We start from the raw sequence: 14,186 nt of genomic DNA, 5'->3' as shown, positions 1-14,186 counted from the left end.
GGCGGACGCAGGGGTGTGCGCCGGTGACGGACCGGCGCACACCTTGCGGCTCGGAGCCGCTAGAGCTTCTTGAGGACGGCCTCGATCTCGTCCACCGCTCCGTTGGCGAAGGAGTACGTGCACACGCCGTAGTGCTTGACCGGGTAGGCGTGGCCCGCCTTCACGGCGGGGACGCCCTTCCAGAGCTTGTTCTTGAGCAGCTCCTGAGTGGGCGGCGGAATGGTGCCGTCGAACGAGCCGACGTAGAGCAGCACCGTGCAGTCGTCGAGGACGTCGAGCTGCTCGTAGCTCTTCTCCACGAAGCCCGCCTCGTCGGCCGGGATGCCCGCGCCGATCTTCAGCCCCAGGTCCCGCATCACCGTGAGCAGCGGGGAGCCGAGGTAGAACTTGCCGCTCTGGCCGCCGCTCAGCGAGGCCCAGGTCGACTTGGCGATCTGCTCCTCGTAGGTCTCGCGGACCTCGGCGACCCGCTTCTCGTAGGTCTTCCTGGCCTCGGTGAGCTTGTCCTCGCGGTTCACCGCCCTGGCGATCTTCGCGACCTGCTCGTGCCACAGGGCGCCGCTGGTGCCCCAGTCGAAGAAGGCCACGGGCGCGATCGTCGCCAGCGGCGCGGTCTTGTCCTTGTAGAACTGGTCGAGGATCAGGTCGGGCTTCAGCGCGGCGACGGCCTGGGCGTTGGGGGTGCCGGGGGCGCCGATCGTCTTGACGCCCTTGAGCTTCTCGTAGGAGTCGGCGGGCATGAGCGCCGGTACGGCGGTGCCGTCCGGCACGCCCACCGGGACCAGCCCCAGGTCGAGCAGCATCAGGGCGTCGTAGTTGACGGTGGCGACGACCCGCTCGGGATGCTCGGGCACCGTCACCGTGCCGTTGTCCGTCTTGAGCTGCCGGGTGCCCGCCTTTCCGCCGTCCTTCTTCGCGTCCTTCCCCGAGTCGTCGTCCGACTCGCTCACGCCGCAGGCGGACAGGACGAGGGCGGCTCCGGCCCCCGTGAGCCCGCCGAGGAACCGTCTGCGGTCGAGGGCGACCGACAGGCTGCGCGAACGTGTCATGTCCGTTTCTCCTTAGAGAGTTCCGGGCAGGGGGAAACGACCCCGCACTCGGATGAAGCGAAGGTTAGCCTTGCCTAACCTATAGGGTGTGTGGGTCATCGAGGTACCGGTGGCACGGACAACTGCCGAGCGACGAGGAGAAGTTGACATGAGCGGCTCGTCCGCCCAGGAAACCGCCCGAACGAGCCGCAAGCCGGGAAGACTGCACGTCACCCGGGTCGGCGCGGTCCGTGCCCTCACCCCGAGGATGCGGCGGATCACCTTCGCCGATCCCGAACTGACCGGTTTCCTCAGCAACGGCACGGACCAGCACGTGGCAATGTACTTCTACGAACCCCACGTCACCCTGCCCCGCCCCTTCACCATCGAGGCGGCCCGCGACCTGCTCCCGGTGGCCCGCCCCCGGCTGCGCCGCTACACCATCCGGCACCACCGCCCCAAGAGCGGCGAGGTCGACATGGACTTCGTGCTGCACGGTGCCGACCAGCTCGCCTCCGGCTGGGCCGAGCGCGCCCGGCCCGGCGACGAGGCCATCTGGTTCGGACCGACCCCGGCCTACCCGCTGGGCACCGAGGCCGCCTGGACCGTCCTCCTCGGCGACGAGACCGCCCTGCCGGCCGTCGCCGTCATCCTGGAGGAACTGCCCGCCGGACACCCGGTCACCGTCCTCGTCGAGGTCGCCGACGCGGAGGAGGAACTGCCGCTGCCCACCCGCGCCGACGCCCGGGTGCGCTGGCTGCACCGCCGAGGCCGCCCCGCCGGGGAGCTGCTCGCCCGGCACGCCACCGCCCTGCGCACCCCGCCGGGGCGCGGCCGGGTCTGGGGAGGCGCCGAACGCGAGACGATCCGCACCCTGCGGCACCACTTCACCCGCACCCTCGGCATGGACCGCGCCGACACCCACCTCACCGCCTACTGGACCCGGGGCGCGACCCAGGACAGCGAGGTCTGAGCCGCATGCCCACCGTCCCCCTCAACGGCATCGACCTGACCTACGACGACCAGGGCACCGGCGACCCCGTCGTCCTGGTCATGGGCTCCGGCGCCTCCCGCCGCCCCTGGCACCTGCACCAGGTGCCCGCACTCACCGCCGCCGGACACCGCGTGATCACCCTCGACAACCGGGGCATCCCGCCGAACGAGAAGCCGGCCGGCGGCATCACCCTGTCCGCCATGGCCGGCGACGTCCTGGCCCTCGTCGACCACCTGCGTCTGCCGCCCTGCCGCCTCGTCGGCTACTCGCTGGGCGCGTCGATCGCCGCCGAGGTCCTGCTCACCCGGCCCGAGGCGGTCCGCCAGGCCGTGCTCCTGGCCGGCCGCGCCAGGGTCGACACCTTCGCCCGCGCCGTCATCCGCGCCGAGCGCGAACTCGCCGACAGCGGCGTCGCGCTTCCCGCGGCCCACCACGCCGTGCACTCCGCCCTGCGCTACCTCTCGCCCGCCACCCTCCGCGACGACCAGGCCGTCCAGGACTGGCTGGAAGTCTTCCAGTTCGCGCCGCAACCCACCGGCCCGGGCCAGCTCGCCCAACTCGACCTCGACGACATCGGCGACCGCCGCGCGCGGTACCGCTCCATCCGCACGCCCGCGCTCTGCGTCGGCTTCCGCGACGACACCGCCGTACCCGCCGCGGCCACCCGCGAACTCGCCGACTGCCTGCCGAACGGCCGGTACCTCGAACTGGCCGACTGCGGACACTACGGTCACCTCGAACGCCCCGCCGAGGTCAACGCCGCCCTGCTGGACTTCTTCGCCGGAAGTGAGGCATGACGACCACACCCCCCGCCCCCGCGGCCGAGCAGCCCCCGGGCACCCGCGACGCGCTGCGCCTGCTCACCGGCTGTCTGCGCCACCGGGCCGGACTCCTCGCCCTCGCCCTCACCGGCGGACTCCTCTACCAGGTCTCCCTCATCGCCATCCCCTGGTGCATCGAACGCGCCGTCGACCGGGGCCTCGTCGCCGACGACAGCGACTCCCTGCACACCTGGGCCCTGACGGTCCTCGCGGCCGGTGTCGTCGCGGCCGTCGCGGAGATGGCCCTCGGCTGGTTCTCCACCCTGTCCGCCACCCTGGAGGGCAACCGCCTCTACACCGCACTCGCCGACCGCGTGGCCACCCTCGAACCGCGCGCCCTCGCGAAGTTCGGCGAGGGCGACCTCGGCATGCGCGGCACCCGCGACATCGACCTGGTGCGCACCTGGCTCATGGGAGTCGGCTCGTTCGTGACCGGCGTCGCGGGCTTCGTCCTGATGGTCGTCGCCATCGTGCGCCTCGACCCGCTGCTCGCGGTGATCTGCCTGCTGTGCGTCCCCCCGCTGGTGTTCCTGAACACCTACTGGTTCCCCAAGCGGTTCGGACAGGCCAACACCGCCCTGTCCGCGGCCCACGGCAGCCGCGCCGACGCCGTCGCGGAACTGCTCTCCGCCAGCGCCGCGGTCCGCGGCCTCGGCGGCGAGAGCGCGCTCGTACGCCGCCACGACGCACGCAGCGCCGACGTCACCCGGCACACCCTGGTCACCGCCCGGGTGTCCGCCGACTGGGCCGCGCTCTCCCCGTTCGTGCCCGCCCTCGCCATCGGCGCCGGGCTCGCCGCCGGCGGTCTCGCGGTCCTCCGCGACTCCATGTCGGTGGGGGGCATCGTCGCCTTCACCAGCTGGATGAGCATGCTCGTCCTGTGGGTCGGCGTGCTCACCATGCGCCTGAGCCAGCTCAGCCAGGCCACCACCGCCGCCCGCCGGCTCCAGGAGGTGCTGCTGCCCGGCCCGCACGAACGCGACACCGCCGCACCGGCCACCGCACTGCCGGAGCACGGCGACCTCGTGGCCGGGAACGTGAGCGTCCGCGCCGGCACCAGGACCGTCCTCGCACCCGTCGAACTCGTCGTCCGGCCGGGCGAGTTCCTCGCCGTCACCGGGCCGCTGGCGTCCGGCAAGACCACGCTGCTGCGCGTCCTCGCCCGGCTCACCCCCGCCGACGAGGGCACCGTACGCTACGGCGGCACACCCCTCGACGAGGCCGGGCCCGAGGACGTCCACCGGCGCATCGGCTTCGTCCCGCAGCGCCCCGTCACCCTCTCGGGCACCCTCGCCGACAACCTCCGCCTCGGCTCCGCCCACACCGACGAGGAGCTGTACGCCGCCCTGCGCACCGCCGCCCTAGACGACCACGTCCGCTCGCTGCCCGACGGCCTCGACACCGAGGTCGGCGAAGGCGGCACCACCCTGTCCGGCGGCCAGCTCCAACGCCTGGCGCTGGCGCGGGCGTTGCTGCGCCGTCCCGCCGTGCTGCTCCTCGACGACGTCACCTCCGCCCTCGACACCGCCACCGAACGCGTCGTCGTCGACCGGCTGCGCGCCTGGGCCGGGACGGCGACCGCCGTGGTCGCCGCCACCCACCGCCCCGCCCTCCTGGACGCGGCCGACCGGATCGTGAGACTGGAACCCGCCGGTGCACCGGCCGAGCAGGAAGCACAGGTGAGCACCCGTGGCTGAGCAGAAGCGGCTGAGCGCGACGCCCGACAGCAGCCGCGTCCTGAGACGGGCCTGGGGCCACACGGTGGGGCACCGACGGCTCATCGCGCTCGCTCTCGCCGCGAGCACCGCCGCCACCCTCACCACCGTGGCCGTGCCCGCCGTCATCGGCGCCGGAGTCGACCAGCTCCTCCAGGACGATCGCGCCGGACTCCTGACGGCCGCCGGCGCCCTGGTGGTGTTGGCGTTGCTCCGGCTGGTGCTCTTCCGGCAGTCGGAGATCCTGCTGACCGAGGCCGGCGAGCGCGTGGTGCGCCGGCTGCGGGAGCTCGCCGTCGGGCGGCTCTCCCGGGCACCTCTGCGCTTCCTGGAGGCACACCCGTCCGGCGACCTGCTGCGGCGCACCACCACGGAGATCGCCGACCTCGCCAACTTCGTCCGGGGACAGCTGCCCGACGTCCTGAACGTGGCCGGGTACCTGCTCTTCACCCTCGTCCTGCTGCTCAGCCAGTCCTGGTTGCTGACTCTCGCCCTGCTCGTCGTCTTCGTCCCGGCGCTGCTGCTCGTACTGCGCCGGTTCAAGAAGGCGGCGCCGCCCGCCTTCGCGGCCGAGGCCGCCGCCGCGGGCCGGGTCGCCACCACCTACCAGGAGCTGGTGGGCGCCCGCGAGATGCTGCTCACCAGCGGCGGAACCGGGTACTGGCGGCAGCGCTTCACCGCGGACAACGAGGCCCGTTACCGGGCCGCCCGGCGCACCCAGCGGACCCTGTTCGTGATCAGCCTGTCCCGGATCGTGCAGGGCGTCACGAGCGGGGCACTGCTGGTCGTGGGCGGACTGCTGGTGTCCGCGGACCGCGTCAGCGTCGGCGTCGTCGTGGTGTTCGTCCTCGCCACCCGCCAGCTCTTCGACTCCGCCACCCAGGCGTCCAACCTCGTCGGGCAGGTCCAGCACACGGTCACCGGCCTGGCCCGCCTGCTCGACCTGCTGGAGACCACCGACCGCGGCGCGAAGACACGGGCGGCGCCCCCCGTTCCGGCCCAGGAGAGGGTGCGCACCGCGCCCCGCGGCACCCTGGAGGCGGAGGGCGTGCACTACTCCTACACCGACGGATCCGAGGTCCTGCACGGTCTGTCGCTCCACGTGGCTGCGGGGGAGCGGGTCGGCCTCGTCGGCCCGACCGGCGCGGGCAAGACCACCCTCGCCAAACTCCTCACGGGGCTCTACACGCCCGACCGCGGCCGGGTCCGCTACGACGGTGTGAGCCTGACCGACCTGCCCCCGGACGAACTGAGGCACCGCGTGGTCCTGGTGCCCCAGCGGGTGCACCTGATCGCCGGTTCGCTCCTGGACAACCTCGGCCTCGTACCCGGCGACCCCGACGAGGCGGAGATCCGCCGGGCCGTGCACCGGCTCGGCCTGACCGGCTGGGCCGACACGCTCCCCGACGGACTCCACACCGCGCTCGGCGGCGACCGGGGACGACTGTCGGCCGGCGAACTCCAGATCGTCGGGCTGGTCCGCGCCGCCCTCCTGGACCCGGCCGTCCTCGTCCTGGACGAGGCCACCGCGGACATCGACCCGGACACCGCCGGCCGCCTGGAAACGGCCCTGGACGCCCTGCGCACCGACCGCAGTCTCGTCGTCATCGCCCACCGGGAGACGACGATCGCCCGCCTGCCCCGCGTGGTGCGCCTGGACCGGGGAGCCGTCGAGGCGGCCCGGCCGTGACCGGCGCCCGGGTCGGTTGAGGTTTGCCTACCCTAACCTGGACTGTTAGGTTGTCGACGCTTTCGGATCGGGGCTCCGGGGACGGCCGGCGCGTCACGGCTGTGAACCACCCGGTGGTCCACGGCGGTCGGGTGTTTCTGGGCCCGCCGCCCGCCGGGGCCCCGCCCTCGCACACGAACCGACCATCCGTGAGGGCGATACGCCCGGCACGTGTGCGGGCCGACCGCGCTCCTGACCGTGAAGGGCACCCGCATGCCCGGCAGTCCGCCCTCGCCCGGGAGCACGCGCACACCACCACTCCCCGCCGCACCACGCCCGCCCCGGGCGCTGTTCGCGTCGTCCCTGCGGCGGCACTCCGGGAGGCTCGCGGCCGGCTGGCTGCTACTGGCGCTGCACCAGGCGGCGGAGGCCGCCGTCCCGATCGCCATCGGCCTGATCATCGACCGCGCCGTGGCGACCGGCGACCGTACGGCCCTGGCCTGGTCCGTGGCCGGTCTGGCCGTGCTCTTCACCGTGCTCGCCCTGGCCTGGCGCAACGGCGCCCGGCACGGGGTGACCTCGCTGGAGCGGGAAGCGCACCTGCTGCGCGTCGACGTGGCTCGTGCCGCGCTGGACCCGCGCGGGCGCCGTACGGGGCTGCGCACCGGCGAGTTGCTGGCGGTGGCCTCGTCGGACGCGCAGAAGACGGCGCTGATCATCCGGGCGGTGTCCATCGGCTTCGGAGCGGTCTCCGCGATCGTCGTCTCGTCCGTGGCCCTGCTCGTGACCGACGTGCCCCTCGGCCTCGGCGTGCTGGTGGGCGTGACGCTGTCGGTGCTGCTCAACGGGTGGGTGGGCCCCCGGCTCACGCGGCACAGCGCCGCCCTGCAGAAGGCCACCGGGCGCGTCACGGCCATGGCCGCCGATCTGCTCGGCGGACTGCGCACCCTGCGCGGCATCGGTGCGCAGAGCACCGCCTCGGACCGCTACCGCGTGGCGGGGGAGTCGGCCCTGCGGGCCGGGCTGCGGGCCGCCACGACCACCGGGCTCTACCAGGGGGTGACGGTGGCGGGCAGCGGACTGTTCCTCGCCGCCGTCGCCGGATTCGCGGGCTGGTCGGCGCTGACCGGCCGGCTCACGGTGGGTCAGCTCGTGACGGTCGTCGGCCTGGCCCAGTTCATCGCCGAGCCGCTGCGCACCCTGGGCTTCTGCGGGCAGATAGCGGCGGGTGCCCGCGCCTCCGCCCGGCGCGTCGCCGGCGCCGTCGACGCCGGGTCCGAGGCGGCCTCCGGCACGCGCGGCAGCGCCCCGGACCGGGCGGACCTGGTGCTGCGCGACGTGGCGCACCGGACGCTGGAGGGCCTCGATCTGCACGCCCCGCACGGAGAGTTCACCGCGGTCGTCGTCCACGACCCGCGCGACGCCGAGGCGCTGCTCGCGGTGGTCTGCGGACAGGCGGCCGGGCACGGGGGAGAGGTCCTGGTCGGCGGTGCGCCCGCCGGTGAACTCGCCCTCGACACCCGGCGCCGCACCGTGCTCGTCGAACAGCACGACGTCGCGCTGTTCGAGGGGAGCCTGCGGGAGAACCTGACCGCAGGCGGCGACCACGACGACGAGGCGATCGCCGCGGCGGTGACCGCGGCAGCCGCCGACGACATCGTCGCCCTGCACCCGGCCGGCCTGGAGCACCGGGTGACCGAGCGCGGCGGATCGCTCTCCGGCGGCCAACGGCAGCGCATCGGCCTCGCCCGCGCTCTGCTGGCCGCGCCGCCCGTGCTCGTCCTGCACGAACCGACCACCGCGGTGGACGCGGTGACCGAGGAGGCGATGGCCCAGCGGCTCGCCGCCCACCGGCGGGGGCTCTGCACCGTCGTGATCACCAGCAGCCCCGCGCTGCTGGCCCGCGCCGACCGGGTGGTCGTGGTCGACGGCGGGCGCTCCACCCGTATCGGCACCCACACCCGGCTCGCCGCCTCCGACCCGGCGTACCAGAAGGCGGTTCTTCGATGACCGGGCGGAACGAGGCAAGCGGCGAGACCGGAGTGGCCGAGCCGGCCGTCGAGCGGGAGACATCGCACGGGCGCGACCTGCTGCCCGTCGCCTCGCCGCGCCGGACCTGGGCGCTGCTGCGCGGCGAACTGTCCGGCCACCGCGGGCTCGCGGCGGCCGCCGTGGTGGTGATGCTGCTGGCCAGTACGGCGGGACTGGTCGCTCCCTGGGTGATCGGCACCCTCGTCGACGACGTGCGGGCGGGCGCCGGGACCGGCCGGCTGCCGTCCGCGGTCGCCGCCCTCGTGGCCGCCGCGGTGGCCGCCGGGGTGCTCACCGGCGTGGGCGCCGCCCTGGCGGCGCGGCTGGGCGAGACCGTCCTGGCCCGGGTGCGCGCCCAAGTCCTCGACCGCGCACTGCACCTGCCGTCCGCGACCCTGGAGCGGGCCGGCACCGGGGACCTGCTCTCCCGCACCGGGGACGACGTCGCCGTCGTCACCTCGGCCGTCTCCGGCGTCGTACCACCGCTCGTGAACGCCGTGTTCACCGTCGTGCTCACCGGCGCCGGGCTGTTCGCCCTCGACTGGCGGCTCGGTGTCGCCGGACTGGCGGCCACGCCGGTGTACGTGCTGGCGCTGCGCTGGTACCTGCCGCGCTCGGGCCCGCTGTACGCCGAGCAGCGGGTGGCGACCGGTGCCCGCACCCAGGCACTGGCGGGCGCCCTGCACGGGGCGTCCACCCTGCGTGCCTACCGCTGGGAGGCCGAGCACGTGGGCCGGGTGGAGCAGCGGTCGGGCGTGGCCCGCGACGTGTCGCTGGCGGTGTTCCGGCTGTTCACCCGGTTCAGCTCGCGGCTCAACCTCGCGGAGTTCGTCGGCCTCACCGCCGTACTCGTCACCGGCTTCCACCTGGTGCGGGCCGACGTGGTGACGGTGGGGGCCGTGACGGCGGCGGCGCTCTACTTCCACCGGCTGTTCAACCCGATCGGCTTCCTGATCACGCAGTTCGACGACTTCCAGGAGGCCGGGGCGAGCCTGGCCCGGCTGGCAGGAGTCGCCACCATGAGCCCGCCGGCCGAGCCGGAGGCCCCCGAGACGCCGGCCGACGGGAGCCTGGAACTGCGCGGTGTCGTCCACGCCTACGGCGACCGCACGGTACTGCGCGACGTCACGCTGCGCGTAGCTCCCGGTGAGCGCGTGGCGCTGGTCGGAGCCAGCGGCGCGGGCAAGACCACGCTCGCCTCCGTCGCCGCCGGGGTGCTGCGCCCGACGGCCGGCACCGTGCGGCTGGGCGGCGCGCGACTCGAGCGGATCGGCGACAGCCGGCTGGGCCGTCACGTCGCCCTGCTCAGCCAGGAACAGCACGTCTTCCACGGCACCTTGCTCGACAACGTACGCCTCGGCCGGCCCGCCGCAGACGACGAGCAGGTGTCGGCCGCGCTCGGCGCCGTCGGTGCCCTCGAGTGGGTGCGTGCCCTGCCGGACGGCGCCGCCACCCGGGTCGGTGAGGGCGCTCATCGGCTGACCGCCGCGCAGACCGGTCATCTGGCGCTGGCCCGCCTCGCCCTGGCCGACCCTCCGGTCGCGGTGCTGGACGAGGCGACGGCCGAGGCGGGCAGTGCCGGCGCCCGGGTGCTGGAGGAGGCGGCAGAGGCGGCGACCCACGGCCGGACCACGTTGCTGGTCGCGCATCGCCTCACCCAGGCGGAACGGGCAGACCGGATCCTGGTGCTCGACGAGGGTGCCGTGGTGGAGAGCGGCACGCACAGCGAACTGCTCGCGGCGCGTGGGCGGTACGCCGAACTGTGGTGGAGCTGGTCGGGCCTGCGCCCCGACCCGGGGGGGCGGTCCGCGGCCCTCGGTGCCGGCGCCCCGCTGAGCCCGGCCGGGGTTGCGAATGCGTCACGGCAGCCCTCGCGTGGCTGAAATTAGGTTAGCCTTACCTCGCCTTTGTCTGATCTTCACGGAGTGCCCATGCCCCGCTCGTCCCGCCCCCTCAAGATCTTCCCGATCGTGATGCGCCGCGCGAAGGTGGCCGGGGTTGTCGACATCACGCCGAACATGCGGCGGATCACCCTGGCCGGCGGCGAGCTGAGCGAGGGCGTCATGGGTGAGGGCCACCACCGGCCCGCGTTCCGCTCCGACGGCTTCGACGACCACGTCAAACTGGTCGTTCCTCCCGCGGACGGCGAACTGCCACGCATCGGCACTCAGGAGGAGAACCGTTTCGCCTGGAATCCCGAAGTGCTGGGCAACACCCGTGACTACACGGTCCGCTCCTGGGACCCGGACACCCGCACCTTCACCCTCGACGTGGTCCGCCACGACCACGGCCTCGCCGCCTCCTGGGCGTTCGGGGCGCAGCCGGGCGACGAGATCCACTTCGCGGGTCCCAAGTCCTGCGCCGGCGTCAACACCGACGCCGACTGGCACCTGCTCGCCGGTGACGAGACCGCGCTGCCCGCCATCGCCCGCTGGCTGGAGGAGGCGCCCGAGGGGACCCGCGGCCACGTCGTGATCGAGGTGGCCGCCGAGGAGGACCGCCAGCGGGTCGAGACGCGGGCCGACGTGCGCGTCGAGTGGCTGGTCCGCGACGGCGAACCCGCCGGCACCGGCACCCGCCTCTTCGACGCGGTGCGCCGCGTCGACCTGCCCGAGGGGCGCGTCTACGCCTGGGTCGCCGGCGAGGCCATGACCATCGCACCGATCCGCCGCTACCTGCGCGGCGAACGGAAACTGCCCAAGGAGGACGTCGAGGTCACCGGCTACTGGCGCCGCCCGATGACCAAGGCGGTGCGCGAGGAGAAGGCCCCGAAGGACAACGCCGAGAGCCTGACGCCCGTCCCGGCCTGCGACGGCGAGCAGACCTCCGCCGACCTGCTGCTCCAGATCCACGAGATGACCGAACTCGCGCCGCCCGTCGTCACCCGCGTCGCCGTCACACTCGGCATCAACCCGGCCGTCTCCTACGGCGTGACCACCCTGGACGGCCTCGCCGCCGACACCGGCGTACCGGCCGCCCGGCTCGCCCCGCTGCTCGACGGCATGACCGCGCTCGGCCTCCTGGAACGTGAAGGCGACCACTTCCGCAACACCCCGCTCGGTGCGGTGCTCTGCGAGGACTCCGCCCTGGACGAACTCTCCCTCGACAACCCGGCCAACCGGGAGGCGCTCGCTTTCGTCGACCTCCTGGACGTGCTGCGCACCGGCGGCCACGCCGAACGCCTGGGCAAGCTCCCGTGGCGCGAGCGGCGCGCGGCCGACCCCGCCCTCGACGCCGCCCACCACGACCGCGCCGCCGAGCAGTTGACGTACGTCCTCGACCTCCTGCCCGACGTCCCCGCCGTGCGCGCCGCCGCGACCCTCGCCGTCGGCGGGGAGGCCGCCGCCCACGTGGCCGAACGCATCGCCCGGGGCCGTACCGTGCACCTGCCCGGGACGGACGCCGCCGCGTGGCCCGCCCACGACTGCGCGGTGCTCGTCGCCGCCCTGGAGGGCCGCGACGACGACGCGTGCCGCGACCTGCTGCGCGCGGCGCTGTCCGCGGGCCCCGCCCTCGTCCTGTTCGAGCGCACCAGCGACAAGGCCGCCGTCGACGACCACACCGCCGAGCACGTGCTCACCAGCCTGGCCGTCACCGGCTCCCCGCTGCGCTCCGCCGAGCGGATCGCCGGCCTGCTGCGCGAGGCCGGTGCCCGCAGGGTCGAACGCACCGTGCTCGGCTGGGGTTTCGGCCCCTTCGGAACGGTCACCGTCGCCCATGTCTGAGCCCACCCGGGCCGCGCTCGCCCGGGACGTCTCCCCGTCCGGGTCCGGCGCGCGAGAGTCCCTGCCCGCACCGCGTACCACCGCGGAACCCTCGACGTCGGCGCGTATGCCGCTCGTCCTCGCCGGACTCGCCGTGGCCCTCCTGCTGTGCGTCGCGGCCGGCCTGCTCGTCGGTGCGGAGGCCATCGCACCCGGCCGGGTCGTCGACGCCGTCCTCGGCCACGGCGACCGGCAGGCCGACGCCATCGTGCTCGACTCGCGGCTGCCGCGCACAATCGTGGCGATCGCGGTCGGCGCCGCGCTCGGCGTGGCCGGCTCCCTCATCCAGGCGTTCACCCGCAACCCGCTCGCCGACCCCGGCATCCTCGGCGTCAACGGCGGCGCGGCCCTCGGCGTGACCCTCGCGCTGTGGGCCGGACTCTCCACCTCCACCAGCGCCCTCATCCTGCCCGCGCTGGCCGGCGCGCTGCTGGCCACCGTCGCCCTGCTGCTGCTCGCCTCCGCGGGCAAGGGGCCGGCGACGCCGGTCCGCATGGTCCTCGCCGGTGTCGCGCTCGCCGCGGTGCTCGGCGGGCTCACCACCGCCATCCGCCTCTTCGACGTCACCACCTTCGACGGGTACCGCTCCTGGGCCACCGGGTCGGTGGCCGGACGCTCGCTCACCGACCTCACCGGAGTCACCGGATACCTCGTCGTGGGGCTGGTGCTCGCGTTCACCCTGGTGCGCCCGCTCAACGCGGTCGCGCTCGGCGAGGACACGGCCGCCTCCCTCGGCGTCGACACCCGGCGCGTGCGGCTGCTGACCATCGTCGCCGTCACCCTGCTCGTCGGCTCGGCCACCGCCGTCGCCGGACCCATCACCTTCCTCGGGCTGATGGTGCCGCACGTCTGCCGCCTCCTGGTCGGCAACGACCAGCGCCGCATCATCCCCCTGTCCGCGCTGGCCGCCCCCGTCGTCCTGCTGGTCTCCGACGTCGTGGCCCGCGTCGCGCTCCCGCTGCGGGAGATGCCCGTCGGCGTCGTGACCGCGTTCGTCGGCGCCCCGGTGCTCATCCGGCTGATCTCGAACCGGAAGGTGCACACCCAGTGACCACATGGACGACGACCGACCGGGGCGACCTGGTCGTCCGTGCACCGGGCAGCGTACGGATCTCCGCACGGGTGCCCGTGCGCTCCGTCGCCGTGTGCGCCGCCCTGCTCGCCCTGACCGCGGGTGTGACCCTGGCCGCCCTCATGCTCGGCAAGGTGAACTACTCCCCGGTGGAGGTCTTCCGGACACTGACCGGCGGCGGCACGCGTGTCAGTGAACTGTTCGTCACGCAGTGGCGGTTGCCGCGCGCCGTGGCCGCCGTCGTCCTCGGGGCGATGCTCGGCGTGGCCGGTGCCCTCTTCCAGTGCATCACCCGCAACCCGCTCGGCAGCCCCGACATCATCGGCTTCACCGCCGGCGCGTCGGCCGGTGGCGTCGCGGTGATCACCTTCGTCGGCTCCGGCTTCGCGGCCGTCTCGGGCGGCGCCCTGGCGGGCGGCCTCGTCGTCACCCTGCTCGTCGTGTTCCTCTCCCGCGGCGGCGGCACGGCGGGCTTCCGCCTGGTCATCGTGGGCATCGGCCTCAACGCCATGCTGGTGGCGCTGGAGACGTACCTCTACCTCGTCGCCGACTCCGACATCTCCCAGATCGCCGCCGTGTGGGGCGCCGGCTCCCTCAACGCCGTCAGTTTCAGCCACACCGGTCCCGCGCTCGTCGTGGGCGCCGTCGCGATGCTCGTCGTCTGCGCCGGACTCCAGCGCGCCCTGCCCCTGTTCGACCTGGGGGAGGACGTCGCCGCCACGCTCGGTGTCCGGCCCGCCCGGCTGCGGCTGCTGCTCGTCCTCGGCGGTGTGGTCCTCGTCGCGGTGGTCACCGCCGCCGCGGGCCCCATCTCCTTCGTGGCGCTGGCCGCGCCTCACGTCGGCCGGCGGCTCGCGGGCGCGGCCGGCACCGCGCTGGCGCCCGCCGCCTGCGCCGGTGCCCTGATCCTGGCCAGCGCCGACCTGGTGGCCCAGCACGCCGTACCGGGGGTCTCCCTCCCCGTCGGCGTGGTCACCGTCGCCGTGGGCGGCCTCTACCTCCTGATCCTCCTCGTCCGTGAGAACCGGAAGGGAACCCTGTGAGCACCCCCGCCCGTCCGGCGCCGGCCACCTCGCTGCGCGCCGACGACAT

General features: G+C 74.3%; 10 protein-coding genes. 9 read left to right on the top strand and 1 reads right to left on the bottom strand.

The window, feature by feature from the left end:
• Nucleotides 1-59: 59 nt before the first annotated feature.
• Nucleotides 60-1,049 (bottom strand): ABC transporter substrate-binding protein, encoded by a 990-nt coding sequence (locus tag ACIQFU_RS25110; protein WP_402554408.1) that lies wholly within the window; start codon nt 1,047-1,049, stop codon nt 60-62.
• A gap of 148 nt (nt 1,050-1,197) precedes the next feature.
• Here ACIQFU_RS25110 and ACIQFU_RS25105 point away from each other — a divergent pair, with 148 nt between their 5' ends.
• From ACIQFU_RS25105 to ACIQFU_RS25065, 9 genes are all read left to right on the top strand, one after another.
• A complete protein-coding gene (locus ACIQFU_RS25105; protein WP_402554407.1) occupies nt 1,198-2,001 on the top strand; it encodes a siderophore-interacting protein in 804 nt (267 codons plus the stop codon).
• Between the two features lie 5 nt (nt 2,002-2,006).
• A complete protein-coding gene (locus tag ACIQFU_RS25100) occupies nt 2,007-2,819 on the top strand; it encodes an alpha/beta fold hydrolase (RefSeq protein ID WP_402554406.1) in 813 nt (270 codons plus the stop codon).
• Entirely contained in the window at nt 2,816-4,540 is a 1,725-nt protein-coding gene (locus tag ACIQFU_RS25095) for an ATP-binding cassette domain-containing protein (RefSeq protein WP_402554405.1), read from the top strand. The genes ACIQFU_RS25100 and ACIQFU_RS25095 overlap by 4 nt, the downstream gene beginning before the upstream one ends.
• Nucleotides 4,533-6,248 (top strand): ABC transporter ATP-binding protein, encoded by a 1,716-nt coding sequence (locus ACIQFU_RS25090; RefSeq protein ID WP_402554404.1) that lies wholly within the window; start codon nt 4,533-4,535, stop codon nt 6,246-6,248. The genes ACIQFU_RS25095 and ACIQFU_RS25090 overlap by 8 nt, the downstream gene beginning before the upstream one ends.
• A 252-nt stretch (nt 6,249-6,500) precedes the next feature.
• Nucleotides 6,501-8,237, top strand: coding sequence for an ABC transporter ATP-binding protein (locus ACIQFU_RS25085; protein ID WP_402554403.1), 1,737 nt, complete (start codon nt 6,501-6,503; stop codon nt 8,235-8,237).
• The gene (locus ACIQFU_RS25080) at nt 8,234-10,141 is read left to right on the top strand and encodes an ABC transporter ATP-binding protein (protein WP_402554402.1); all 1,908 of its coding nucleotides are present in this window, start codon (nt 8,234-8,236) and stop codon (nt 10,139-10,141) included. The genes ACIQFU_RS25085 and ACIQFU_RS25080 overlap by 4 nt, the downstream gene beginning before the upstream one ends.
• Nucleotides 10,142-10,189: 48 nt before the next feature.
• Complete coding sequence (locus tag ACIQFU_RS25075) at nt 10,190-11,983, top strand: siderophore-interacting protein (protein ID WP_402554401.1); 1,794 nt, start codon at nt 10,190-10,192, stop codon at nt 11,981-11,983.
• Complete coding sequence (locus ACIQFU_RS25070) at nt 11,976-13,073, top strand: FecCD family ABC transporter permease (protein WP_402554400.1); 1,098 nt, start codon at nt 11,976-11,978, stop codon at nt 13,071-13,073. The genes ACIQFU_RS25075 and ACIQFU_RS25070 overlap by 8 nt, the downstream gene beginning before the upstream one ends.
• Nucleotides 13,070-14,137 carry a FecCD family ABC transporter permease gene (locus tag ACIQFU_RS25065; protein WP_402554399.1) on the top strand — a complete coding sequence of 356 codons (1,068 nt, stop codon included), beginning with the start codon at nt 13,070-13,072 and terminating at the stop codon, nt 14,135-14,137. Before ACIQFU_RS25070 ends, ACIQFU_RS25065 begins: the two co-directional genes overlap by 4 nt.
• Nucleotides 14,138-14,186: the final 49 nt, after the last annotated feature.

The sequence above is a fragment of the Streptomyces sp. NPDC093065 genome (genome assembly GCF_044754585.1).
Lineage (GTDB): Bacteria > Actinomycetota > Actinomycetes > Streptomycetales > Streptomycetaceae > Streptomyces.
This window is presented reverse-complemented; position numbering and strand designations above follow the sequence as displayed.